This is a genomic window from Flavobacterium sp. GW821-FHT12A05, assembly GCF_058807735.1.
Map to the genome: position 1 here is coordinate 39,546 of NZ_JBXAQY010000004.1, position 24,719 is coordinate 64,264.

Consider the following 24,719-nt stretch of genomic DNA (forward strand, 5'->3'; position numbering starts at 1 on the left):
TTGTCGTATTTGCCACAAAGTTAGGAAACTTTGTCACGCAGAACCGTTGTTGCTTTGTTACTTTTAAACTATTTTTGCAGAAAATTTCTAAGATGAAAAACAGCGTTGTCCTAATTTTATTTTTAGCTTTCAATTTCGGCTTCAGCCAAAATAAATTCAGTCAGATTGAAGCTGAAAGGTTTCAAAAGCAGATTAATTCAGAATATGCTGATGCTAAGACAAGTCCGTTAATGGAAGAAGATTTAAAAACGTTTAAAAGTTTAGATTTTTATCCAATTAATGGAAAATACTTTGTTAATGCAAAATTTGAAAAGGCAAAGAATGAAAAGGTTTTCGAAATGAAAACTACAGGAACCAGAACTCCAAAATATATAAAATACGGCACTATATTTTTTACTTTAGATGGCGTAGAAATGCAGTTGAATGTTTACAGAAACATCGAGCTTTCTAAACAAAAAGAATATAAAGACCATTTGTTCCTTCCTTTCTCTGATTTAACATGCGGAAAAGAAAGTTACATTGGCGGCAGGTATATCGATCTAAAAGTTCCAAAAGGCGATACAATGGCAATCGATTTTAATCAGGCTTATAATCCGTATTGTGCTTATAACCATAAATATTCTTGTCCGCTTGTGCCTTTGGAGAATGATTTAAAAGTAGAAATCAAAGCTGGAGTGAAAACGTTTCATTAATGGAATTCTTTAATTTTCATACCCATCAATTTACAAATCAATCTAATATATTAGAATTGGTAAATCAATATCCGCAGGAATTTGAGGAATCTATTCCGTTTTATTCCATAGGAATTCATCCGTGGCATATTAAAGAAGATCAAATTGATTTAGAACTGAAAATTATGGAAGGCAAACTGCAAACTGAAAATTGTCTTGCCATTGGCGAATGTGGTTTAGATAAACGAATCGAAATTCCGCTAGAGCAGCAAATCACAGTTTTTGAAAAACAATTGGTTTTGGCCGAAAAATATCGAAAACCCGTTGTAATTCATTGCGTTGCCGCTTTTCAGGAAATTACAGCAATTAAAAAGAAATTAAAAGTTTCTGTTCCGATGATTATTCATGGTTTTGCAAAAAACAAACAACTTGCGGAACAATTAATTAAAGAAGGATTTTATCTTTCGTTTGGGAAATATCTATTGAAAAATCCGGATTTAAAAACCGTTTTTCAGTATATTCCAAACGATCGTTTCTTTCTCGAAACCGATACAATTGAAGAAAATATTAAGCAGGTTTATCAAATCGCATCAGAATATAAAGAAATAACAATTAAAGACTTACAGGATATTATTTCAAGTAATTATAGAAATGTGTTTGAAGTGAATTATTAATGGTTAATTATTAATGGTTAATTGTTAATGGTTAATTGTTAATGGTTAATTGTTAATTGTTAATTGTTAATGGTTAATGGTTAATTGTGAGATTTTAGACGTTGTCACCCTGAGCGAAGTCGAAGGGCGCTCCAATTGGACGTGGGCTTCGACTTCGCTCAGCCTGACAGACGGTAAAACCTGAAACATGAAACAAAAAAAATAAAAACTAAAAAAAACAAAGAATACTATATGGCAGAGTGGACAGAAAGAGCCGAGCTTTTATTTACAAAAGAAGGATTAGAAAACTTGCGTAATGCAAATGTTTTAGTGGTAGGTTTAGGCGGCGTTGGCTCGTTTGCTGCTGAATTTTTAGCAAGAGCAGGAGTAGGAAATATGACTATTGTAGATGGTGATGTCGTAGATATTACCAATATTAACAGACAATTACCCGCTTTGCATTCTACGGTTGGAGAACCAAAAATTAAAATTGTAGGCGATCGTTTACTGGATATTAATCCGGAATTGAAACTGACTCGTGTTCAGGAATTTTTATCGCCGGAAAGGGCTTTTGAAATCGTTTCGCCGGAGTTTGATTATGTTTTAGATTGCATTGACAGCATTACACCAAAACTGAATTTAATTATTGCTGCAAAACGCAAAAGAGTTAAAATCATCAGCAGTATGGGAGCAGGAGGAAAGATGCTGGCTTCTAAAGTTAAAGTGGCCGATATTTCTAAAACAATCAATTGTTATTTCTCTAAAGCAATCCGTAAGAGATTAAAAGCTGTAAAAATTAATAAATTGAAGGTGGTTTTTTCATCAGAAATTCAAAATGAAAACAGCTTAAAATTAACCGACGGGAAAAACTTCAAAAAATCGTTCTACGGAACAAACAGCTATATGCCGGGATTATTTGGACTTCACGCTGCAGAAACGGTTATTCGATATTTATTAAAGAAAGAAGAATAGTCTCAGTTTACAGTTACAGTTTTCAGAGAAAAACCTTTGAAGCTTTGAATAAAGCGGCTAAGATGCTAAGGTGCTGAGTGGCTAAGATTTTATCTGAAATATTTTAGCAGACTCAAAGCAGCTTTGTCAAAGTTTAGAACTTTGACAAAGTTATCTCAAAGAAAACCAAAGCAGAAAAACTTGGTCCCTCAGTACCTTAGAGCCTCAGAACCTTAAAAAGAAAAAATGATAAAAACAGTAATTTTTGATATGGACGGCGTAATTGTCGATACAGAACCCGTTCATCGTTATGCTTATTACAAACAATTTTCAGAATTAAACATTGAAGTTTCGGAGGAAATGTACACTTCCTTTACCGGATTTTCGACTCGAAATACATTTCAGTCTTTAAAAGGATTTTTCCCAACAATCGAGCATGAAGTAGAAGATTTGATTCAGAGAAAAAGAAATATTTTTAATGATGCCTTCGATACTAAAGAAGATTTGTATTTACTGGACGGCGTTGAAGATTTGATAAAAGATTTATACGCAAACGGAATTCAGTTAATTTTGGCTTCATCGGCTTCAAAAGTTACGATCGAGCGTGTGTTTACAAGATTTAATCTGCATCAATATTTTACGCATACGGTAAGCGGTGAAGATTTTCCGCAGTCAAAACCAAATCCTGCTATATTTATTCATGCGGCTTCATTGTCAATTGCTCCAAAAGAGGAATGCATTATCATTGAAGACAGCACGAATGGGGTAAAAGCAGCAAAGGCAGCAGGCATCTATTGCGTAGGCTACAAGAGCGATCATTCGTACCTGCAGGATCTTAGTGATGCCGATATTATCATCAACCATTTCAACGAATTAAGTGCCGAAAAAATATCACAGCTTAAAGCTTGAATTATATAAAATTTAACATTTGTTCGGTAATTGAATTTGTAAATTTGAATAAAACAAATAAACTCACATAATGAAAAAACTACTTATTGCATTAGCCATTATTTTGGCTCCTTTTGCTGTTGAAGCACAGGTAAAAACGCCGCAAGCGAGTCCAAAAGCATATATTAAACAAACAGTTGGTTTAACTGACGTTGAAGTTACCTATTCTAGACCAGGCGCCAGAGGAAGAGCTGTTTTTGGAAATTTAGTTCCGTTTGGTAAACTTTGGAGAACCGGGGCTAACGAAAATACAGTTATTAATTTTAGCGACGATGTAGTAATCGATGGTAAAACTTTGAAAAAAGGAAAATATGCTATTTATACTATTCCTAAAATCGAGAGCTGGGAAGTTATTTTTTATCTTTCTACAGACAACTGGGGATTACCTGAAAACTGGAATGAGTCGTATGTTGTGTTAAAAACAACAGTTAAAGAAAATGCATTGCCAACTCCAGTTGAAAGTTTTACAATTGGAATCAATGGTTTGGATCCTAATTTTGCATATTTAGAAATGGCTTGGGAAAACTCTCATGTAGCTTTAAAATTTGAAGTTCCAACAGCTAAAACAGCAACAGCAAGTATCGAAAAAACTTTAGCCGGACCAACTTGGAACGACTATTTTGCATCTGCCCAATATTTATTTTCTTCAAACGGAAATATCGAAACAGCAAGAGTTTATGTAGATAAAGCTCTAGATATGAGCACAGATAAACCTTATTTTGTTTCTAGGTTAAAATCGTTAATCCAGGCAAAACAAGGTGACAAAAAAGGAGCGATCGAAACAGCAAAAGCTTCATTAGCTGCTGCCGAAGCTGCAAACAACCAAGATTACGTTAAAATGAATAAAGACAGTATCTCTGAGTGGAGTAGATAATTTCTCTTAAATTCAAATTAAAAATACAAATTCCAAAGCTTTATAAGTTTTGGAATTTTTTTTTGATTCAAATACAGACAGACTTGTCTGTATATTGAAATAATTATTACATTTGTACAAATAATACATTTGAGAATGCAGCCTAAAGAACGAATTTTAGAAAAGACTTTTACTTTATTTCATAAGCAAGGGTATAATGCTACGGGAATAAATCAGATTATTGAAGAAGCCAAGGTGGCAAAGGCCAGCTTTTATCAGCATTTTAAATCGAAAGAAGATTTGTGTGTCGCTTTTTTAGAACAGCGTCATTCATTTTGGTTCAATGAATTGCTGAAATTTACTGCAAATACCGAAGATTCAAATGTAAAGGTTCTCGCATCTTTTGACTTTTTGATTTTTATGAATAAAAAAGAAAATTTTAGAGGTTGCAGCTTCTTAAATATACTTTCAGAGATTCCGTCTGATAATACTAAGATACTCAGTGTAATTCAGAGTCATAAAAGGGATTTAAGGACTTATTTTGAGGAGATTCTAAAAGATGATTTGCTGTCAGATCACATCTATTTATTATTTGAAAGCTGTATAGTTGAAAGTCAGTTATTTAAATCAAACCAGTTAATCGAACAATCAAAAAAAATAATTCAAACTTTAATTTTAAAATAATGGAACAGAAATTACCATTGCCTCCTTTCACTTTAGAAACGGCAATAGAGAAAATTCAATTGGCAGAAGATGCGTGGAATAGTCAAGATCCGGAAAGAGTTTCAAAAGCTTATACCGCAAACAGCGAATGGAGAAACAGGGATAAATTTGTAAACGGACGTGATGAAATTATTCTTTTTTTGACCGAAAAATGGAAAAAAGAGAAAAACTACAAATTAAAAAAGGAATATTGGGCGCATACCGAAAACAGAATCGCGGTACGATTTGAATATGAATATCAAGACATTAACGGAAACTGGTTTCGAGCTTACGGAAACGAAAACTGGGAATTTGATGCAAATGGTTTAATGCAGAAAAGATTTGCCAGTATAAACGACCTTCAAATTTCAGAAGAAGACAGGAAATTTAAATAAAAACAGAATTAATTCATGCTTGGCGGCTCCGGAATTTTAATTTTTCGCTTGATTTTCTTTACAATCAAAAGATAAAAAGTAATACCGCCTAAAATGATCAATAAAGCAATTTGAAACTGTCCTAAACTATTGTTTTTGCTGTACAAGGCATTGGCACTCGCTAATTTCGATTTTCCTTCCTGAATTTGAATTTGCGAAAGTGATTCTAACGTTTTTAAAGCTTGACCACTTGAAATTGCGATTTTATTCCAGTTTTTATTCTCGACTTGTTTGTTGATTTCTTTACACGAAAGCAAAAAGTTATCAAAATACTGTTTCTCTTTATTCGTCAAAACAGTTTTAGCGTACAAATCATCTATATTATGAATGATATTCAAAGTATGGATGATTTCGTCTTTTTTGATATTATCGCTTAGATCCAGTTTTTCAGCTTCGGCTTTTATAAAATGAAGCTGTTTCGAATATTGAAAAATATAATGCGCCACAACCAATCTGTCTTTATAAATAGCATTGATGTTTTCGTTTACATTTTTAGAATTTAGCAGTGTATTAAAGTTTCCCAATAAAATAATAAGCATTACAATAAGCAGTATAAAAGCGGCTTTGGTTTTGTTGCTGTATTTTTTTTGGTCTTTCATATTGCTTTTTTTAAGAAGTAACTTTTCTCAAAGATAGAGATTTGTTTAAACTTAACAGCAATCGCGCACATAAATGCACGAGCAGAGTAACCAATCTTTGGTTAGATGCACTGCAGTGCATCTCTACATTAAAATTGTTATTGATTTATAGATGATCTAAATCGTAGAGACGCACTGCAGTGCGTCTACGCAAAGAGAGTCGTCAATCTTTACCGATATGTTTGTACAATTTACTTCGTCTGTTCGCTATCGCTCGAGTTTCCTTTCAGCCTAAATTACAAACGGTGTTTGCATTTATGATATACAAATTGGAATCATTTTATTCTTCTACAATCAACTCATTATCATTAGGTTTTCCTCTGAAAAACAAAAACTGCATAACTAATGACAATACAATAGTTAAAATCGCTCCAATGAAATTCAGCCATAAATAACCTAATTTTTCCTGACTATAAATCATATAATAGTAGATTACAAAAATCGTTAACTGACTTATGATAGCGCTGATAAACATTGGCTTTGCCTGAACTCTTTTAAGATAAAAACCAACAAGGAAAATTCCTAAAACGGTTCCGTAAAAGATCGAACCAATAATATTGACAAGCTGAATTAAATTTTCAAACAAAGTTCCTACGCATGCAAAAAGTATCGCTACAATTCCCCAAAACAAGGTGAAAAATTTAGTCGCATTAAGATAATGTTTCTCTGATTTTTCGGTTTTGAGATTACGTTTGTAAATATCAATAGCGGTTGTCGAGGCCAAAGCAGTTAATCCGGAAGCTGTTGACGACATAGCAGCTGAAAGAATAACAGCAAGCAATAATCCTATTAAACCTTTTGGCAGATAATGCAGAATGAAATGGAAAAAGACATAATCTTTATCATTGGTCTCGCTGTTGCTGTCGGCTTTTGAAATGATTTCTTTAGCGCGGTCTCGTAAATCTTTTTCTTTATTCGATAAATTCACTAATTCTTTGCGCAGAATCGGATTATCATAATCTTGATTTAACTGATCGATATACAATAAATTGATTACTTTTTTGTCTTCGGATAATTTGTCGAGCTTTTTTTCTAAAGTATGATATTCTTCTTTATAAGCCGATTTTTCGATTACAATTTTATTATTTGGATTAAAATTTAACGGAACTGGATTGAATTGAAAAAAGACAAAAACCATAACTCCTGTTAACAGAATAAAGAACTGCATGGGTACTTTTAAAAGTCCGTTCATGATTAAGCCCATCTGACTTTCTTTAACCGATTTTCCGGATAAATATCTTCCAACCTGCGATTGATCTGTTCCAAAATAGGCAAGGGCCAGGAAAAAACCTCCTGTAATACCACTCCAAAAAGTATATTTTTCTTCAGGATCAAATGAAAAATCTACAATGTTCATTTTATCATTGGCACCAGCAATATGTAGTGCGCTTGTAAAGGTCATATCGTTTGGCAGGTAATGCAAAATCAGGAAAAATGTAATCAGCATCCCTGACATGATTACAAACATTTGCTGTTTCTGCGTTACGTTTACGGCTTTTGTTCCTCCTGAAAAGGTATAAATAATGACCAAAACACCAATTATGATATTCATACCTGTAAGGTTCCATCCTAAAAGTGCTGATAAAATAATCGCTGGAGCATAAATGGTAAGTCCGGTTCCTAAACCTCTTTGAACCAAAAACAAAATGGCGGCAAGAGAACGTGTTTTTACATCGAATCGTTTTTCGAGAAATTCGTAAGCGGTAAAAACTTTATTTTTATGATAAAGCGGAATAAAGGTCAAACAAATCACAATCATGGCAATAGGCAGTCCAAAATAGAACTGCACAAAACCCATTCCGTCATGGTAAGCCTGCCCGGGTGTAGACAAGAAGGTAATAGCGCTGGCCTGTGTTGCCATAACCGAAAGGCCAACGGTATACCAAGGTGTTTCGTTGTTTCCTAAAATGAAATCTTCAACGTTTTTACTTCCTTTGGTTTTCCATGAACCATATCCAACAATGAATAAAAGTGTTACAATAAGTACGATCCAGTCAAATAGCTGCATAGGTTAAGAATAAAATTGCATGATTAAGAAAAAAATCAGAATGTAAATAGCGTTAGCCACCAAAACATAGGTGTAGCTTTTTTTCCATCTTTTTGTTTTTTTAGCTTCCATTTTTTAAAATTTATTGCTTTATATCTTGTTTAGGAGCTTCTATAGGCTGCTTTAGCGAAATGATATTCGACAACAGTCTGTATGCACCAGCAACTCCTTCTGGTAATTCTCTAAAGAAGCTTAAACCGGTGTAAATATAGTATCCTTTTCCGTACGGAGCGACTAATAAAGCACCATTCTTAGGCGATTCTCCTTTGTCATGAGATGAAATGATAGGAGTGAAGGCAGGGTCGTATTCGTCTGGATAATACAAGCCTTGTTCTTGTGTCCAGCCTTCAAAATCCTTAGCTGAGATTTTATTTGGCGTATTTAAAACAGGATGATTTGGTGCCAGAAAAGTAATTTTTGCATTTTCTTCAGTTACACGATCATTTGATAATTTTAAAGGATAAGGAGCAATTTTGTCGGTTACTAATTTTCCGTATGTATTGTATTGAACAATCATATTTTTACCGCTTTTTACAAAATTGAATAAAATATTCTGCTTATTTGCTAAAGCATTTACGGTATTATAAGCGCGGATTCCTGTTATAACAGTACTGAAAGAATCCAGTTTTTCGGGCGTAATTTCTTCTGGTTTTAAAATAGAAACTTTGTATCCCATTTGAGCTAAACTTTCGGGAACTTCATCGCCGGCACCCATAATATAAGCAATAGCATCGCCGGAAGTTTTTAAATCTATTCTAATGCATTTTGATTCGGCTGGTTTTAAAACCATTTGTTTGGTAATATGATTGAAATCAATAATAGTCTGATCTCTGTCAAAACGTTTATTGTCGACAACCGCAATACTTTTTGCCACGACTTCTTCCGGATTTACCGGCGGTGTAACTTCAAAATAAAATATCTGTTCGTTTCCTTTTTTATCTAAAGAAAACGGAATTTGTTTGGGAGAAACACTCCAGCTTTTAGGAAGATCCAATTGCAGATTTCCGTTTACATCGTCTTTTCCAGCACGAACTTTTACCGGAATCATTTTGCTTTTTGTATCTCTAAAAACTAGTACTTTTTCCAGAATTGAAGTGGTAACTTCTGGAACTATATCCAGAAAATTATACATTTCGCCTTTTACGCCATCATTGTATTTGTATACAACTGTTCGATCAAAGGGAATTTCAACTCCATTGATTTTAACGTTGAAAACAACTTTTACTTCTCTGATAATATCCGGAATTCCAATATTTTCCTGATTAGAAACGGTATACATTCCAACAGTTGCTTTTTCCTTTAACCAATAGGGCTGTGTGTATTCGATATTGTTTGGAAGCTGCATTTGCAGATTAATCCTTTGATCGTTGTTGTCTTTTAAAATGCTGTTTTGATCCGTTGTTTTATTGTCTGGCAATGTGGTTACACTTGTCAATTGCATTTCAACAGCGCATCTGTTAATGGCTTCTAAGCTTAATTTGATAGTACTTCCGGGAGTTGCTTCCTGCTCGCTGGCAACGGCTTCAAGGTATAGACCAGAGCAAGATGCAATGATGTTTTTTACAGCTGCAGCTTTTACCGTTTTCCAATGTTCATCGTCTAAAGCTTCGATCATGGTATATACTTTTACCAGATCTGGAATACTTGCAGATGGTTTACTGAAATCGTATTTTGAAATAATGCTTGAAATTAAATCCCCAATTGGTTTTCCGTTTTTAACGCGGTTCCAGCTCGTGTCGATTCCATCAAATAAATCATCACGGTCTTTTGGCGTATCACCATTAATTAATTCTAAATATTCAGTTTCTAAACCACGAACGCCCGTGCTCCCAAATCCTTGAGATTGATGACGGCTTCGGCTTAAAGCAGCGATTTCCTGATTCGATTTTCCAATTCCGGTATAGTAAACTCCCGTTTCCAGTTTTGTAAATTTGGATTTATTGGCTGCATCGAATTTTTCCTGGCTTCCGTAAAACCACCAGGACGGATTAAAAAACTGGCGTTTTACCTGCCAAAGCGAAACGAATTTTAATTGTTCAGGATAAATTTTAGGATCGTTTGTAAGCTTAAAACTCTCAACACTCAGCATTGCCGATGAAGTATGATGACCGTGTGTTGTACCCGGCGAACGGTGATCAAATCGGTTAATAATAATGTCCGGCTGAAATTTTCTTATGGTCCAAACCACATCGGCAAGGACTTTATCTTTATCCCAGATTTCTAATGTCTCTGTTGGATTTTTGGAAAAACCAAAGTCATTTGCACGTGAGAAAAATTGTTCTCCACCATCAATTTTGCGGGCTTCAATTAATTCCTGAGTTCTAATTACACCCAGTAATTCGCGCAATTGAGGACCAATTAGGTTTTGACCCCCATCGCCTCGCGTTAACGACAAATAACCGGTTCTGGCGTTCATTTCATTAGCTAAATAGGATATCATTCGGGTATTTTCGTCATCCGGATGCGCAGCAACATACAATACAGACCCCAGAAAGTTTAATTTCTTGATTTGATTGTAAATTTCGATTGTGTTTGGTTTTTGCGGCTGTTGCGCAAATGAGATTTGAAAACCTATAAAAAATAAAAGAAGTATTTGAACCTGTATTTTTTGCATGGTGTAGTTAGATGGTTTTGTAATAGCTTCAAAAATACTAATAAAATTATGAAACAGTATTTAAATGAAATGTTAATGGTGATTTTTGAATGCTGTTTGGGTTAGTTTTAAAATAGAAAAAGAGCGTATTTACTAATACGCTCTCGTTGTTTTTGTTTGTTATCTTCTTCCGTGACCATGTCCGTGATCATCATCATGGTCATGTCTGTCATGTTTATCGTGGTGTTTATCATGTTTGTCGTAATGCTTGTAGTCTCTACGATCATAACGACGCTCGTTGTAACCATAAACCGGTCTTGGTTGGTAAGGTCTTTGAGCAGGCCCATGATATCCTCTGTAATATTTTACTCTATGACGATCAAAGTAAGTATAAGGAGTTCTTCCGTGGTAATCTGTTAATACTACTTTATATCCTCCGTATAAATCATAATTTCTGTATTGTCTTGGTAAATAAGTGGTTCTTACCCATCTTCCGCCTCCAAAATAGATGAATTGCGATGCACGTACATCATAATAAGCTTCAATATCTGGAAGATAGTAATATTCCATTTCGGTATATCCTGCAGGTCCCCAAGCTGGCGGATTTCCAATATTAACGTTAATTGATACCTGAGCTTGTGTGGCATTTGCAATCAAAAGAAATAATCCGGCGATTGCTATTTTTATTGTTTTCATCTTTTCTAAAGTTTTAATGTTAATTCTTGTTTAAGGAATTTCATATACCGTGCCAAAAATAAAAAGCAATTGCATTTCGTCGGATAAAATATGTAGTTTGACGAGTGAATTTTAGTTAGTTTTTCTGTAAAATATTGATTTTTAAAGCGTTTTATGAGTTTTAAATAATAAAAAAAATATGCAATTATTTTTCGATTATTTGTATTCAACAGTTCTTGGTTTTGCAAGTTCAAAACTTTGCAAACCATAATCAGTGGTTTCAAAAGTATTGGTTTTGTACACGTTATCTCCCTGAAGAGGAATACTTGGATAATAAGACAGTGACAGCTGAAAGGAACTAAAAACTAAATAGTCATTGCTGATTAATAAGCCTAAAGTAATTTTTGAATAAGGTTTGCTGTTGAACATCGCTCTATCCGGAGTTCCTAAATAGGCAACGGTATAATTAAAAAACGGATTTAAACGGAATCCCCAAAGCGCGTATGGCGAATAAGTCTGCGTTTGCAGCGACAGAACTGTTTTACTAGTTCCGTATAAAGCGCTGTTAAATCCGGCTAAACCATTTTGTTCGTTTATATTTAATTGATCTCCAATAATATCTTCATGATTAGCTCCAATAACGACTTTTGGGTTTACGAATTGACGCAGTTTCCAGCTTCCGAGATTGAATAATTTCGTGAAATAATTTGATTCGAATAAATAGGCTGTTTGATAGGTTTTGGATTGATGAAAATACGTTCCCGCTTCAAAATTCATACTTAAGAATCCTAAACGGTAATAATTTCCAAAAGAAAACTGTGCACCCGCATAAGGTCTCCAAATTTTATTTTTATATTGATATCCGAAAGTAATACCGTAAATTCTTCCTATTGGTACATCTTCCGTTTGTCCGTTTCTAAAAATATAGTTGTCTTTTATAAATTTACGTCTGTTAAGTCCAACTCCCATTAACATAAGTTTTTCATCCGAATAAAAATGTGTTGGATCGTATATAGAATCAGGCGTTTCGCTGTAATTGACATTTAAAAAGCGTGCAGAAGTAATTAAGTTCGTGATCGCTTCATTATCATCTTCATACACTTTAGTTGCTTTTCCTACCCATAAATCCTGAAAATTATTCTTAAACGGCTGGAACGAATACGATAAATCTGGAGCCTGTAAACTGTCTCTTCTAAAATTCTGTCCAACAAAAACACCACCGGCCCATTTGGTTAGAGGAGAGTAGAAATCTCTTTCGATATCGATGCTTTTGGTATAATTATGATCTAGATCTTTATTATAATGCAGTACCGTCGAAATATAAGTATTTTTGATATTAGGAACAGTGTAGGTTACATCATTACCATTACGGCCATCATCAAACCGATTGGTGAAACGATATTCAAGCTGCTGTCCTGTTCCAAAAAAATCTTTTTCTTTGAATCCTGCAGAAACTCTGCTGCTGGATATAGAAAACCTTGGAATTGTACTCCAGGAATCTAAAACCCTAATGGTAACATCAACAGAATCTGAAGCCGGACTGGCCAGTTCATTTGTGATCCTTACGGCTGTAACGTATCGCTGTGCACGAATTAAACGTTCACTCTCTTGTACTTTATAAGAGTCGTAAGGTGTGTTTCTTTTAAACAAAAGAAGATTGTAAATGGCAAACTTTTTTGTTTTTAAATGCAGTCTGTTTCCGGTTCGTTCTCCCCAATTTCTTGGTTTTACGGTTGTATCTGTAACAGAATGTCCAAACGGATCAAGGGTAACAATATTTATTTTTCGAATGATTTTTCCGTTGAAACTTTCATTATCAATTGGTTCGATAATTTCTCTCTTTTTAGGTCTTTTAGTTCTAAAAAGCAGTTTATGAAGGGTTTGCGTGAACTTGTTTTTTTTGGAGTAATTTTTAATTTTAGTATAAATCTCAGTACTGTCCTTTTTCGGAGTTTTCTCTTTTTTAGTATTATCTGTCTGAGCACTAATGCTTTGAAAACAAAGACACAAGATTATAAAAACAATTATTTTTTTATTTAGTAACATTCAGATAATTTTAAACTTATTTTAAAGGCTGATTATTCTATGAATTTAAGATAAATAACACAAATATTTTACAAATCAGCAGATTATTTTACTCTTGCACTTTTGCTCTGCGAACTCTCCAATTAAATTTTCTGGGCATGTGATTTCCCATTAAATAGCCCCACGGTTCGAGTGATTCAATTCTGTCAAAAATGATTTTTAGAATTGCCAGAAGCGGAATTGCGAGAAACATTCCTGCGATTCCAGCGGCAGCACCGCCTACAATAATTCCCATAATCGAAACAAAAGCATTGATTTCTACTTTTGAATTAATAATCAACGGTACAAGCAAATTATTGTCGATAAACTGAACAATTACATTGACAATTAAAATTCCTAAAAGCATAGAGGTTTCGGCAGAACCTGTTAAAGAAGCTAAAACAGTGATGATTCCGGCAACCAATATTCCGATATAAGGAACTAAGTTTAAAATTCCGGTAATCAGCCCTAATAAAATGAAATATTTAATACCAATAATCCACAATCCTAAACTTGTTAATACAGCTACAACAATCATTTCGATTATTAAACTCACAATATAATTGTTGATGGAAACTTTAATCTGCGAAAGGATATCTTTTAAAACCGCGTGGTTTTCTTTATTGATTAATTTGGCCAAAAACAGTTTGAAATGTTCCTTATAGATTAAGAACAAGAACGTATAAATTACAATAATAGTACTGTCTAAAAGAACATCGCTTATGGATATGATGGCCGAACCTAAAGTGGCATTTCCGTTTTTTACGGAATCTTTGGTAACCGTATCAATGTATTTTTTTTGTTCGCCAATACTAACTTGGAAGTTTTCTCTAATAAACTTATGAATTTCAATAATAAACGAATTGGCGTTTTTCTTTATAGTATCAAAATCGTTGGCCATATTGGTAACCTGAAAGGATATAAAGACCAAAATACCCACAATAAAGGATAGAAATATTAATATGCAGACAATTGCCGCAAGATGTCTGGGGAACTTAAATTTTGTTTTTAAAAAGGTAAAAACAGGAAGCAGTAAAACTGCAAATAGAAAAGCTAATAAAACAGGTGTTAAAATATCTTTGGTAACGCAGAATATATAAGCAAATGAAATTAAACTCACTAATATACAAGCAAGTTTTGCATAAAACGGCAACTTTAGAGGTTGAATCATTTTGGTTGAATTTTAGAAAATATACAATTAGTTAAGCAAATATTATAATATAATTAAATTATAACGTTCCAGCTTTTTGTATATACTTTATAAAATTCCCATTCAAAAAATTAATCAAAAAATTCTTTCTCTTCGTATTGTGCAGGCATAATCGAAATTCCTTTTTGTAAAAGAAGGTTATTGGGGAAAATGATTTTTTCGCCTTCTTTAGTTCTTAGGTTTACATGAAAGGCACTAATATCTTCTATTTCAGCTTCTATAGGGAAATCTTTATCATGTATTTTTATCGTATCTCCAATTCGAAAAGGGAATGAAAAGAATAAAATCATACCTGAGGTAATGTTACTCAAAATAGACCATTGCGCAAACATCGCCACGCCAATAACTGTTGCTATTGACGAAACGGTAATAAAAATATCCTGTGTTTCAACTCCCCAAATTATAATCAAACTAATGGTTACCAAAATATTCATTAAAATATGAATGTATTTGATTACCAAATTAGTTCGGTGTTCTAATAAGTGACTTGTTTTAGCATAACGACGAACTAATTGTGCAATAATAACTCTTAGCGCTGCTAATACTAAAAGGAGAATTATAGTAGTTAAAATTTCCTGGCTATATTCTTTAAAAGAAAACATAAATTTAATTTTTACACTAATGTAGTCAAATATTCGTAAACTTTGGCCGTTGGAAGTCCCATAACATTGGTATAAGAGCCTTCAACTTTTGTAACAGCCATAAAACCAAACCATTCCTGAATGCCATAAGCACCCGCTTTATCGTAAGGTTTATAGTTTTCGATATAATACAAAATACTTTCGTCTGATAAATCTTTGAAAGTAACTTTAGTAATATCATGCAAAAGGGTAGAAGCAGTATTGGTTTGAAAGCATACCGAAGTAATCACTTCGTGAGTATCGTTTGACATTGATTTGATCATTTCAAAAGCTTCTTGGGCATTTTTTGGTTTGCCTAATGCTTTGTTTTTATGCCATACAATGGTATCGCTTGTTATTAAGATCTCATTTTCTTTCAATTCGTCTTTAAAAGCATCAGCCTTTAATTGCGATAGAAAATCAGTTATTTCAACCGCTTTTAATTCTGGTGGATAGATTTCTTCTACATCTTTTAAACGTATTTCGAAATCAAGATCCAAATCCTTAAAAAACTGTTGTCTGCGAGGCGATCCCGACGCCAGGATGATTTTATATTTTTTTAATTTTTCTTTAAGCATTGTATTTGATGTTTAAGCTGATGACCAATATTGACAGGATTCCGAAGAATAAAATCAACTTTAAAATAGAACTTAAATGATGAAAATCTTTTTTGGTTTTGGCACTAAATATTTTTACAATAAAATATAATAAGGGAGCCAAAACAAAAATAAACGTATAAAACGTCACGATGAAAAGATTGTTTTCGAAGAAATATTTGTTGATGTACAGCAATGATAAAATAAACGGAATTACAGCAAATCCTAAAGCGATTTTTGCGGTTCTGCTTTTTCCAATTGCAATAGGCAGCGTATTCATTCCCTGATTGTAATCGCCGTCCATGTCTTCAATATCTTTTACAATTTCACGAATAAAATTGATCATAAAAGCAAACAATGCATAATCTGTTAAAATAGAAAAAAGACTTGCCATCTGTGCTTTATTCTCTATTGTAGTGGCCGGGAAAAGATCAAAAACACCAATTATCAAAACACTTATAGAAAGCAATGCTGCAACAACAAAATTTCCCACAATCATAATTGATTTTAATGTTGTGGCATAAAAATAAAGCAGCGATGCAATTAAAATAAAAAGTGAAGCAAATGTTGGACGCAAAATAATATTAGCCAAAACAAATCCGAGTGCAACTCCAGTAACGTTAAGCCCTATGTAAATATTAAAGGCAGCCGTTTCTGAAATTTTTTTACCCACTACAACATCCTGTGGTTTGTTAATCGTATCTGTGGCAACATCATATATATTATTGATAACATAACCTGCAGCAGCCAATAAAACAGTACTTAAAACCAAAAGTCCGTATTGCCAGTCGGCTAATGCCAGCGGAATATCCTGCTGTTTTAAAAAAGCATAACGAAACAAGAGCTGCATAAAAGCAAGCATGAGTAGATTTTTATATCGAATTAGTTTTAGGTATTTCATTTTTTTTAAGTTGCAAAGGTTCAAAGGGGCAGAGATGCAAAGGTTTTTTTTAAGGTTCTGAGTTGCTAAGTTGCTAAGGGACTGAGTTTTTTAATTAACAATTTATAATTAACAATTCACAATTAAATTTAATCATGTTGTCCATTAAAATGTTCCATCCATTTTCCTTGTACTTTCATAACTTGTTCGATAACGTCTCGTGCAGCGCCTTTTCCGCCTTTTACGTGTGAAATATAACGACAGATGTTTTTAATTTCTGGAACGGCATCCTGCGGAGAAGCTGGTAAACCTACTAATTTCATTACGTGGTAGTCTGGAATATCGTCTCCCATGTATAAAACCTGTTCTGGTTTAATATTGTTACTTTCTGTATACTCTTTAAATGTTTTAACTTTGTCAGGAGTTCCTAAATGAATATCGGAAATTCCTAAATTACGAAGTCTCACTCGAACGCCTTCGTTGCTGCCACCAGAAATAATGCAGACATTGTATCCGCTTTCTACAGCTGCTTTTAGTGCATAACCGTCACGAATATTCATCGTACGAAGAATTTCTCCTTCTGTGGTTACAAAAACCGAACTGTCTGTAAGTACGCCATCAACATCAAAAATAAATGTTGTAATGTCATTCATCATTTCTTTATAACTTTTTGCCATTATTCTGTATAGATTGTGTTAGTATTTTATAAATATTTTTTTGATTTTCGTTGGTAATAAAATCCAAATGGGCGTTTGTGGTAACCGAATCATGCCGTTTTGCCGGCCCCGTTTGCGCATCGATTGGATCTAATGTTTTTATTTTTTCGGCAGTTTCCTGAATTAAAGGCCTTAAAACTTCAAAAGGAACCTGATGCTCTTCGCATATTTCCTGGCCAATCTGGTATAAATGATTGGTAAAGTTGTTTACAAAAACGGCTGCAACGTGCAGCGCCTTTCTTTGCTCAGAACTTATAGCAAAAACAGCATTGGAAATACTTTTTGCTGTAGTTTCTAAAATCGCATAATCTTCCTGATTTTCAGTTTCTAAACAAATCGGTATTATAGAAAAATCTACGGCTTTACTTTTAGAAAAAGTTTGTAAAGGATAAAAAACGCCTTTTCTGTTTTTAGGATCTAAAACATCAATTGAAGTAGTTCCTGAAGTATGAACAACAAGTTGATTATCAAAAGGTAATTGACTTGAAACTTCGGAAATAGCATTATCTGAAACCGAAATAATATATAAATCTGCTTCTTTTAAAGCCGAAAATTCAGTTACAATTTTCTCTGGATCAAGAAGATGAATAAGAGCTTCTTTTTTTCTCGAAAACGCCTGTACAATTTCGACAAGAGAACTTGCAGAAAATGCTTTTATTAAATGCTGCGCGACATTTCCGGAACCAATTATTGTTATTCGAATCATAAGGACAAAATTAGTATTATTTTTTTTAAAGCAAGTGAAGTATCGAATTAGTTGATTTTGTTGATAATTTAAATTTTACTTTTTAATTAGTGAAATAGATCATTTTTGTAAAAAATAAGTTGTTAATATTTCACTTAAAATTATAGTTTTGTCAAAACTAATTTTAATAATTTACCTAATGAAAAAAATAATATTGATTATTTCTTTATTTATCGCAGCAGTTGGTTTTTCGCAGCAAATTGGTGATGGATTTTCACCTATTATAAATGATTTCGCCACACCTTTGAAATCTGGTGTTTACAGTGGTTTAGTTAGCCGTGGGACAATTCCCGATCTAACTCATGATTGGAGTCATTTATTTGTAATTAGACATAGTAATCAAACTAATAACTATCAGTTACAAATAGCTTCTTCTTATACAGAAAACGATAGATTGTTTTTTAGAAAAATTGCAAATAATTGGGATTTGTCTCCAAAAAATACAACTTGGATAGAGCTTGCAACCAGAGGAGCAAATACTTATGCAGGAAACCAAATTATTAATGGTAATGTAGGTGTTTGGACTGTGACACCATCTTCTTACGAACACGGAGGAAATAATAGGTTTTTGGAGTTGAGTAATCCAAGCACAACTCAACATTCTCAAGCACACATTGTTTTATCTACAGGAGCAAATCTTGCTAATAGTTCTATAGGAACCCTAACATGGGCATTACCTAATACAACTTCAAATTTTAAAGGGGCAGGTTTTGTAGCTATGAGAACAGAAGATAGTTCGACAAGTTCAAAACCATCAGCAGCAATGATCTTTGCTACTAGAGGTGGTACTAATGATTTTTGGAGTGAACAAATGCAAATTAATGGTATTGGTAATGTAGGTATTGGTACATCAAATCCAAAAAACAAACTGGATGTAAATGGTACAATTCATTCTAAAGAAGTAAAAGTGGATATGACAGGCTGGTCAGATTTTGTATTTAAAAAAGAATATAACTTACCAACATTGGCAGAAGTCGAAAATCATATAAAAGAAAAAGGACATTTAGAAAACATCCCAAGTGAAGAAGAAGTGCTTAAAAACGGTATCAATTTAGGCGAAATGAATGCTAAACTTTTACAGAAAATTGAAGAGCTGACCTTATACATGATTGAGATGAAAAAGGAAAACATCGAAATGAAAAACAGATTAATAAAACTTGAAAATAAATAAAACCATGAAAAAAAATACATTACTATTTATTACGCTCATCTTAACAATAACGGCATCAGCTCAACAAATTGGCGATGGATTGGCACCTGGTATAAGTAATTATACAGGCGCTATTAATTCAGGTGTATACAGTGGATTTAATCCTATTGGTGGAATTCCGGATACGAGTTATAGCTGGAATCATCTTTTTGTAATTAGACATGGTAATCCTAATAACGTTTTTCAACTGCAAATTTCTTCATCATATACAGAAAATGATCGATTGTTTTTTAGAAAAACCACAGATCAAGGAAATCCTGCCTGGATGGAGTTAGCAACGAGAGGAACCAATACTTTTACGGGAAATCAAATTATTAACGGAAATGTAGGAATTGGAACTATTGCTCCAAGAGCGGTTTTAGATATAACGAAAAATACTGGAAATGGGATTTTATCGACTGTATTTGCTAGATTACCTGAAGGTGATAATATTGGTGATGGAACTTTTCTTGGAGTAAGAGGGTATAATACAACAGTTGTAGATGGGAAATCGTTCTCAATTGAGCACAGCTTTTATAATATTACAAACAGTTCTATTAATTTTTTTAGAGGTGGTAGTACTAGTGGCGGCGGTATATCTTTTAGCACTAATAACAATACAGAGCAAATGAGAATTGATTATTTTGGTAATGTTGGGATTGGTACTTTAAGTCCAAAGAATAAATTAGACGTTAACGGTACTATCCATTCCAAAGAAGTAAAAGTGGATATGACAGGCTGGTCAGATTTTGTATTTAAAAAAGAATATAATCTGCCAACATTAGCAGAAGTCGAAAATCATATTAAAGAAAAAGGGCATTTAGAAAATATCCCAAGCGAAGAAGAAGTTCTTAAAAACGGTATAAATTTAGGCGAAATGAATGCTAAACTTTTGCAGAAAATTGAAGAATTGACCTTGTATATGATTGAAATGAAAAAAGAGAATGCAGCGATGAAAAAAGAAAATGTTGAAATGAAAAACAGACTAACAAAACTTGAAAATAAATAAAATTATGATAAAAAAAATACTATCAATACTACTTTTATGTTTGAATATAACCAATATAAATGCACAAACTGCGAATTCCTTATTAATAAACGATACAAGGGCAGTAAATGATATGCCAAATTTTAGCTTATTAAATATGAGAGCTGATTTTAAGGAAAGAAGTGTTATTAACGTTCCGGGGGAAGGATATTATTCTACTAATTTAACTTTAGCTCCATGGATTGATAATACAGGTAATAAGAACCATCAATTAAATTTTAATGATGGAGGTATTTTTTATAGAAATGCATTTCCAACAGATGGACAATGGGGAGGATGGAAACAATTAATTATTGCAAATGAGAGCGGTAATGTCGGTATTGGCAAATCAAATCCAAATTCAAGATTAGATTTAGGATCTGGGTATGGTGTCAATGGAGCTAAATTTCTTGTTTACAATGATGATTCTACATCGGAACTATCAGGTACAAAAATGGGATTTTATATTGATAATTTTACAAGTAACAATTTAAATTTAGTTTTTCCCGAAGAAATTAATAATCCAGGCTTATTTACTATTACTGCAAAAAATGCTACTAATACCATATTAAAGCCTTATTTTTCAATTGCTGGATTAACTGGTAATGTCGGTATTGGAATTACAAATCCAAAAAACAAACTCGATGTAAATGGTACAATCCATTCCAAAGAAGTAAAAGTGGATATGACAGGCTGGTCGGATTTTGTATTTAAAAAAGAATATAATTTACCAACATTGGCAGAAGTCGAAAATCATATTAAAGAAAAAGGGCATTTAGAAAATATCCCAAGTGAAGAAGAAGTCCTTAAAAACGGTATTAATTTAGGCGAAATGAATGCTAAACTGTTACAGAAAATTGAAGAGCTGACTTTGTATTCTATTCAGCAATCAAAAGAAATTGAGGCATTAAAAGAAGAAAACAAATCGTTTAAAACACTTTCAGAAAGACTTTCAAGAATTGAACAAAAGGTAAAATAATTTTTAGAAATAAGAATACTTATTATAATTAGGCGTAGAAAAGTTTGCCCACAGATATCAAGATTAAACGGATTTATACGTCTTTACTATTTTAGTTCAAATAAATAAAAACTGAATAAAAAATAATCCGTTTAATCGGTGTAATCTGCGGCCTATATCCTACATCGTTATATTTGGTTTTTATTAACAAATTGTGCCTATCTCTAATCAACATTTTTAAGTATTTTTGTGGCACTTTTATACAATGTAATTCCTTAATAATGGATAAAAAAATATTCTCTTTTTTGTTTTCTACACGATTAATGGCCGTTCTTTTTATAGCATTCGCAGTTGCAATGGGTATTGGAACTTTTATCGAAAGTAAATACAATACCGACACAGCCAGAATTTTAATTTACAATACGAAGTGGTTTGAAGCAATAATGTTTGTGTTTATGCTTAATTTCTTCGGAAATATCAAACGTTACCAATTGCTTAAAAAAGAAAAATGGGCCACATTATTACTTCACCTTGCTTTTGTTTTTATCCTTTTAGGAGCATTTATTACACGTTATATGAGTTATGAAGGAATGATGCCAATTCGTGAAGGAGCGGCAGAAAACCAAATTTATTCAGATAAAACTTTTTTAACCGTTTTTGTTGACGGTGAATATAAAGGAGAAATGAAACGTAGAGTTTTTGAAAAAAATCTTTTACTTTCTCCGGTTACAAACAACGATTTTTCTATTTCAGGAAAATTCGACCAAACTCCTTTTGAAGTTACCTATTCTAATTATATAATGGGAGCAAAAGAAGTAGTTAAAGCAGATCCTAACGGAGCTTTATACCTTAAATTAGTGGAAGCCGGTTCTGGCGGACGTGAAGAACATTACCTAAAAGAAGGTGAAGTTCAAAACATTCACAACGTTTTATTTGCTTTAAATAAACCTACCGAAGGCGCGATTAATATCAATACAACGGGAGAAAAATATACAATCCAGACTCCTTTTGAAGGAGAGTTTATGCGAATGGCAGATCAGTTAAAAGGAAAAGTTACGAAAGATAACGTACAGCCTTTAATGATGCGTTCTTTATATAGTATTGGAGACATTAGAATCGTTTTCCCTGATCCTGCAATGAAAGGAAAAATTGATTATGAATCGAATAACGATTTTAAAGCAAAATCGCATACAGACGCTTTAATTGTAAAAGTAAAAGCAGAAGGACAGGAAAAAGAAGTAATGGTTATGGGCTCCAAAGGAAGTGTTGGAGAACCTAAAACTGTTAAAATTGGTAATATTGAATATTCTTTATTCTTTGGAAGTAAAGCTTATGTTTTGCCTTTCAAAGTGAAACTGAATGATTTTATTGCTACAAAATACCCAGGAACAGAAAAAAGTTATTCGGCTTTTGAGAGTAAAGTAACCGTTTTGGATTCTACAGAAACTTTTAATGCCGATATTTATATGAACCACGTTTTAGATCATAAAGGATATCGTTTCTTTCAATCTTCATTTGATCCGGATGAAAAAGGAACTGTATTATCTGTAAACCACGATTTTTGGGGAACTAACATAACGTATTTAGGGTATTTTATGCTGTACATTGGTTTAATGGCAATTATGTTTACAAAACATTCTCGTTTTGGTGATTTAAAAAGAAAATTGGATGTTGTTAAAAAGAAAAAAGAAAAACTAATTACACTTTTGGTTTTACTTTTAAGTTTAAATGGTTTTGCTCAGGCACCACATGTTCATACTCACGATCATGATCACAATCATACGGCAGATCCAGACGATCATGCTAATCACGTTACGGCACCGCCAAGTCAAAAACAATTAGATTCGTTATTGACAATTTATAAAGCTCCGGAATCTCATGCAGCCAAATTTGGACGTTTGATTATTCAGGATGCCGGAGGAAGAATGAAACCTGTTAATACATTTTCTTCTGAATTACTTAGAAAAGTAAGCCAAAGCGATACATACAACGGAATGAACTCTGATCAGGTATTTTTGTCTATGACACAATATGCGCAGGTTTGGATTCAGGTGCCGCTTATACATTTAAGATCTGGAAACGATAGTATTCGTAAAATAATAGGAGTGGATAAAGAGGCTAAGCGTGCTCCATTTGTAAATTTCTTTGATGCTAACGGAAATTATAAACTATCTCCTTATTTAGATGCCGCTTATAAAGCAGCAAACCCAAATCAGTTTGAGAAAGATTTTGTTGAAACAGATAAAAGAGTAAACTTAATGGAATCTGCTTTAAGCGGCAGTATCCTGAAAATTTTCCCTATTCCAAATGATCCAAATCATAAATGGGTTTCGTATTTAGAACGTGATAATAATAGTTTTAAAGGAATGGATTCAACTTATGTAAAACAAATTCTTCCTTTATATTTCAGCGCTTTAAACAACGCTTCTATTTCTAAAAACTGGGATACAGCAGATCAATTAGTAGAAAGTATTAATGGTTTTCAGAAGAAATTTGGAGCTAAAGTTCGTCCAAGCGAGCAAAAAATTGATGCCGAAATTGCCTATAATAAATACGACGTTTTTAAAGTATTGCCATATTGGTACATTACCGCTTCTATCCTGATGTTGATGTTTACCATCATCAATATCTTTTTTGAGAAAAAATGGCTTCGAATTACCGTAAACGGTTTCCATATTATTATAGGACTATTATTTGCCCTTCATACATTAGGATTAGTGGCACGCTGGTACATCTCGGGCCACGCGCCGTGGAGTAATGCTTACGAATCGATTGTATATGTAGCCTGGTCTACAATGTTCTTCGGACTGGCTTTTGATAGAAAATCTAAACTTACCGTTGCATCATCTGCTTTCGTAACGGCTATGATTTTAATGGCAGCGTATATGAACTGGATCGATCCGGAAATTGCAAACTTACAGCCAGTTCTTAATTCGTATTGGTTAATGATTCACGTTGCAGTAATTGTAGCAAGTTACGGTCCAACTGCATTAGGAATGATTTTAGGTTTTGTGGCTTTAGTATTGATTTTCTTTACTACGGAAAAGAACAAAGCTAAAATGAGCTTAAATATAAAAGAGATTACGTATATCAACGAAATGGCTTTAACAATTGGTTTAATTATGCTTACAATTGGTAACTTCCTTGGAGGACAATGGGCCAACGAAAGCTGGGGACGCTACTGGGGATGGGATCCAAAAGAAACTTGGGCTTTAATCTCGATAATGTTTTATGCTTTTGTAATTCACGCTCGTTTTGTTCCTGCTTTGAGAGGAAAATGGTTCTTTAACTTGATGAGTATGTTTGCTTTCGTTTCGATTTTGTTTACTTATTATGGAGTAAACTTCCACTTAGTAGGTTTACACTCGTACGCAAGTGGAGAAGCACATTCATTAAACTGGATTTATTATTCATTAGGAGTAATTACACTAATTGGAGCTGTAACTTATCCTAAATACCGTAAATACTATAAAAACAAATAATCTTTGATTTTAGATACAAAAAAGGTTCAACGTAATTGTTGAACCTTTTTTTATGAATGAATATTTT

General features: G+C 33.2%; 22 protein-coding genes. 11 read left to right on the plus strand and 11 right to left on the minus strand.

From position 1 onward, the window contains the following. Positions 1–92: 92 nt before the first annotated feature. From AC1RRQ_RS09810 to AC1RRQ_RS09840, 7 genes are all read left to right on the plus strand, one after another. A complete protein-coding gene (locus AC1RRQ_RS09810; protein ID WP_493022842.1) occupies positions 93–692 on the plus strand; it encodes a DUF1684 domain-containing protein in 600 nt (199 codons plus the stop codon). Next, a complete protein-coding gene (locus tag AC1RRQ_RS09815) occupies positions 692–1,345 on the plus strand; it encodes a TatD family hydrolase (RefSeq protein ID WP_493022843.1) in 654 nt (217 codons plus the stop codon). The genes AC1RRQ_RS09810 and AC1RRQ_RS09815 overlap by 1 nt, the downstream gene beginning before the upstream one ends. Positions 1,346–1,576: 231 nt before the next feature. After that, positions 1,577–2,296 carry a tRNA threonylcarbamoyladenosine dehydratase gene (locus tag AC1RRQ_RS09820; RefSeq protein ID WP_493022844.1) on the plus strand — a complete coding sequence of 240 codons (720 nt, stop codon included), beginning with the start codon at positions 1,577–1,579 and terminating at the stop codon, positions 2,294–2,296. A 225-nt stretch (positions 2,297–2,521) separates the two neighbouring features. Continuing rightward, positions 2,522–3,184: an HAD family hydrolase gene (locus AC1RRQ_RS09825; RefSeq protein ID WP_493022845.1), complete on the plus strand. Its 663-nt coding sequence runs from the start codon at positions 2,522–2,524 to the stop codon at positions 3,182–3,184. Positions 3,185–3,254: 70 nt separating this feature from the next. Further along, positions 3,255–4,097 carry a DUF2911 domain-containing protein gene (locus AC1RRQ_RS09830; RefSeq protein ID WP_493022846.1) on the plus strand — a complete coding sequence of 281 codons (843 nt, stop codon included), beginning with the start codon at positions 3,255–3,257 and terminating at the stop codon, positions 4,095–4,097. 135 nt (positions 4,098–4,232) lie between these two features. Then, positions 4,233–4,760, plus strand: coding sequence for a TetR/AcrR family transcriptional regulator (locus tag AC1RRQ_RS09835; protein WP_493022847.1), 528 nt, complete (start codon positions 4,233–4,235; stop codon positions 4,758–4,760). Next, on the plus strand, positions 4,760–5,173 hold the full coding sequence (locus tag AC1RRQ_RS09840; RefSeq protein ID WP_493022848.1) for a DUF1348 family protein: 414 nt from the start codon (positions 4,760–4,762) through the stop codon (positions 5,171–5,173). The genes AC1RRQ_RS09835 and AC1RRQ_RS09840 overlap by 1 nt, the downstream gene beginning before the upstream one ends. Positions 5,174–5,181: 8 nt before the next feature. Here AC1RRQ_RS09840 and AC1RRQ_RS09845 read toward each other — a convergent pair whose 3' ends face one another. The 11 genes from AC1RRQ_RS09845 to AC1RRQ_RS09895 all read right to left on the minus strand — a co-directional run bounded on the left by AC1RRQ_RS09845 (position 5,182) and on the right by AC1RRQ_RS09895 (position 17,957). Then, positions 5,182–5,811, minus strand: coding sequence for an MCP four helix bundle domain-containing protein (locus AC1RRQ_RS09845; protein WP_493022849.1), 630 nt, complete (start codon positions 5,809–5,811; stop codon positions 5,182–5,184). A 319-nt stretch (positions 5,812–6,130) separates the two neighbouring features. Further along, positions 6,131–7,858 (minus strand): sodium:solute symporter family protein, encoded by a 1,728-nt coding sequence (locus AC1RRQ_RS09850; RefSeq protein ID WP_493022851.1) that lies wholly within the window; start codon positions 7,856–7,858, stop codon positions 6,131–6,133. A gap of 121 nt (positions 7,859–7,979) precedes the next feature. Then, on the minus strand, positions 7,980–10,511 hold the full coding sequence (locus tag AC1RRQ_RS09855; RefSeq protein WP_493022852.1) for a PIG-L family deacetylase: 2,532 nt from the start codon (positions 10,509–10,511) through the stop codon (positions 7,980–7,982). A 159-nt stretch (positions 10,512–10,670) separates the two neighbouring features. After that, on the minus strand, positions 10,671–11,186 hold the full coding sequence (locus AC1RRQ_RS09860) for a hypothetical protein (protein WP_493022853.1): 516 nt from the start codon (positions 11,184–11,186) through the stop codon (positions 10,671–10,673). Positions 11,187–11,381: 195 nt separating this feature from the next. Next, positions 11,382–13,211 (minus strand): hypothetical protein, encoded by a 1,830-nt coding sequence (locus tag AC1RRQ_RS09865; RefSeq protein WP_493022854.1) that lies wholly within the window; start codon positions 13,209–13,211, stop codon positions 11,382–11,384. Positions 13,212–13,299: 88 nt separating this feature from the next. Next, positions 13,300–14,400, minus strand: coding sequence for an AI-2E family transporter (locus AC1RRQ_RS09870; protein WP_493022855.1), 1,101 nt, complete (start codon positions 14,398–14,400; stop codon positions 13,300–13,302). A gap of 110 nt (positions 14,401–14,510) precedes the next feature. After that, a complete protein-coding gene (locus AC1RRQ_RS09875) occupies positions 14,511–15,041 on the minus strand; it encodes a mechanosensitive ion channel domain-containing protein (protein ID WP_493022856.1) in 531 nt (176 codons plus the stop codon). Positions 15,042–15,052: 11 nt separating this feature from the next. Beyond that, positions 15,053–15,637: a Maf-like protein gene (locus tag AC1RRQ_RS09880; RefSeq protein WP_493022857.1), complete on the minus strand. Its 585-nt coding sequence runs from the start codon at positions 15,635–15,637 to the stop codon at positions 15,053–15,055. After that, positions 15,630–16,556: a geranylgeranylglycerol-phosphate geranylgeranyltransferase gene (locus tag AC1RRQ_RS09885; RefSeq protein ID WP_493022858.1), complete on the minus strand. Its 927-nt coding sequence runs from the start codon at positions 16,554–16,556 to the stop codon at positions 15,630–15,632. Before AC1RRQ_RS09885 ends, AC1RRQ_RS09880 begins: the two co-directional genes overlap by 8 nt. A 128-nt stretch (positions 16,557–16,684) precedes the next feature. Next, the gene (locus tag AC1RRQ_RS09890; protein ID WP_493022859.1) at positions 16,685–17,212 is read right to left on the minus strand and encodes a KdsC family phosphatase; all 528 of its coding nucleotides are present in this window, start codon (positions 17,210–17,212) and stop codon (positions 16,685–16,687) included. Continuing rightward, a complete protein-coding gene (locus AC1RRQ_RS09895) occupies positions 17,196–17,957 on the minus strand; it encodes a Rossmann-like and DUF2520 domain-containing protein (RefSeq protein WP_493022860.1) in 762 nt (253 codons plus the stop codon). Before AC1RRQ_RS09895 ends, AC1RRQ_RS09890 begins: the two co-directional genes overlap by 17 nt. A 178-nt stretch (positions 17,958–18,135) precedes the next feature. Between AC1RRQ_RS09895 and AC1RRQ_RS09900 the strand changes: the two genes are divergently transcribed. From AC1RRQ_RS09900 to AC1RRQ_RS09915, 4 genes are all read left to right on the plus strand, one after another. After that, positions 18,136–19,167 carry a hypothetical protein gene (locus tag AC1RRQ_RS09900; RefSeq protein WP_493022861.1) on the plus strand — a complete coding sequence of 344 codons (1,032 nt, stop codon included), beginning with the start codon at positions 18,136–18,138 and terminating at the stop codon, positions 19,165–19,167. Positions 19,168–19,171: 4 nt separating this feature from the next. Continuing rightward, complete coding sequence (locus AC1RRQ_RS09905; protein ID WP_493022862.1) at positions 19,172–20,194, plus strand: coiled-coil domain-containing protein; 1,023 nt, start codon at positions 19,172–19,174, stop codon at positions 20,192–20,194. 4 nt (positions 20,195–20,198) lie between these two features. Further along, complete coding sequence (locus AC1RRQ_RS09910) at positions 20,199–21,191, plus strand: hypothetical protein (RefSeq protein ID WP_493022863.1); 993 nt, start codon at positions 20,199–20,201, stop codon at positions 21,189–21,191. A 260-nt stretch (positions 21,192–21,451) separates the two neighbouring features. Beyond that, on the plus strand, positions 21,452–24,652 hold the full coding sequence (locus AC1RRQ_RS09915; protein WP_493022864.1) for a cytochrome c biogenesis protein: 3,201 nt from the start codon (positions 21,452–21,454) through the stop codon (positions 24,650–24,652). Positions 24,653–24,719 lie beyond the last annotated feature (67 nt).

Coding starts and splice junctions, on each gene's coding strand:
- AC1RRQ_RS09880 (WP_493022857.1), bottom strand. CDS start 15,637: ATGCTTAAAGAAAAATTAAAAAAATATAAAATCATCCTGGCGTCGGGA.
- AC1RRQ_RS09830 (WP_493022846.1), top strand. CDS start 3,255: ATGAAAAAACTACTTATTGCATTAGCCATTATTTTGGCTCCTTTTGCT.
- AC1RRQ_RS09850 (WP_493022851.1), bottom strand. CDS start 7,858: ATGCAGCTATTTGACTGGATCGTACTTATTGTAACACTTTTATTCATT.
- AC1RRQ_RS09840 (WP_493022848.1), top strand. CDS start 4,760: ATGGAACAGAAATTACCATTGCCTCCTTTCACTTTAGAAACGGCAATA.
- AC1RRQ_RS09875 (WP_493022856.1), bottom strand. CDS start 15,041: ATGTTTTCTTTTAAAGAATATAGCCAGGAAATTTTAACTACTATAATT.
- AC1RRQ_RS09835 (WP_493022847.1), top strand. CDS start 4,233: ATGCAGCCTAAAGAACGAATTTTAGAAAAGACTTTTACTTTATTTCAT.
- AC1RRQ_RS09870 (WP_493022855.1), bottom strand. CDS start 14,400: ATGATTCAACCTCTAAAGTTGCCGTTTTATGCAAAACTTGCTTGTATA.
- AC1RRQ_RS09915 (WP_493022864.1), top strand. CDS start 21,452: ATGGATAAAAAAATATTCTCTTTTTTGTTTTCTACACGATTAATGGCC.
- AC1RRQ_RS09825 (WP_493022845.1), top strand. CDS start 2,522: ATGATAAAAACAGTAATTTTTGATATGGACGGCGTAATTGTCGATACA.
- AC1RRQ_RS09905 (WP_493022862.1), top strand. CDS start 19,172: ATGAAAAAAAATACATTACTATTTATTACGCTCATCTTAACAATAACG.
- AC1RRQ_RS09900 (WP_493022861.1), top strand. CDS start 18,136: ATGAAAAAAATAATATTGATTATTTCTTTATTTATCGCAGCAGTTGGT.
- AC1RRQ_RS09815 (WP_493022843.1), top strand. CDS start 692: ATGGAATTCTTTAATTTTCATACCCATCAATTTACAAATCAATCTAAT.
- AC1RRQ_RS09810 (WP_493022842.1), top strand. CDS start 93: ATGAAAAACAGCGTTGTCCTAATTTTATTTTTAGCTTTCAATTTCGGC.
- AC1RRQ_RS09865 (WP_493022854.1), bottom strand. CDS start 13,211: ATGTTACTAAATAAAAAAATAATTGTTTTTATAATCTTGTGTCTTTGT.
- AC1RRQ_RS09895 (WP_493022860.1), bottom strand. CDS start 17,957: ATGATTCGAATAACAATAATTGGTTCCGGAAATGTCGCGCAGCATTTA.
- AC1RRQ_RS09855 (WP_493022852.1), bottom strand. CDS start 10,511: ATGCAAAAAATACAGGTTCAAATACTTCTTTTATTTTTTATAGGTTTT.
- AC1RRQ_RS09885 (WP_493022858.1), bottom strand. CDS start 16,556: ATGAAATACCTAAAACTAATTCGATATAAAAATCTACTCATGCTTGCT.
- AC1RRQ_RS09820 (WP_493022844.1), top strand. CDS start 1,577: ATGGCAGAGTGGACAGAAAGAGCCGAGCTTTTATTTACAAAAGAAGGA.
- AC1RRQ_RS09860 (WP_493022853.1), bottom strand. CDS start 11,186: ATGAAAACAATAAAAATAGCAATCGCCGGATTATTTCTTTTGATTGCA.
- AC1RRQ_RS09910 (WP_493022863.1), top strand. CDS start 20,199: ATGATAAAAAAAATACTATCAATACTACTTTTATGTTTGAATATAACC.
- AC1RRQ_RS09845 (WP_493022849.1), bottom strand. CDS start 5,811: ATGAAAGACCAAAAAAAATACAGCAACAAAACCAAAGCCGCTTTTATA.
- AC1RRQ_RS09890 (WP_493022859.1), bottom strand. CDS start 17,212: ATGGCAAAAAGTTATAAAGAAATGATGAATGACATTACAACATTTATT.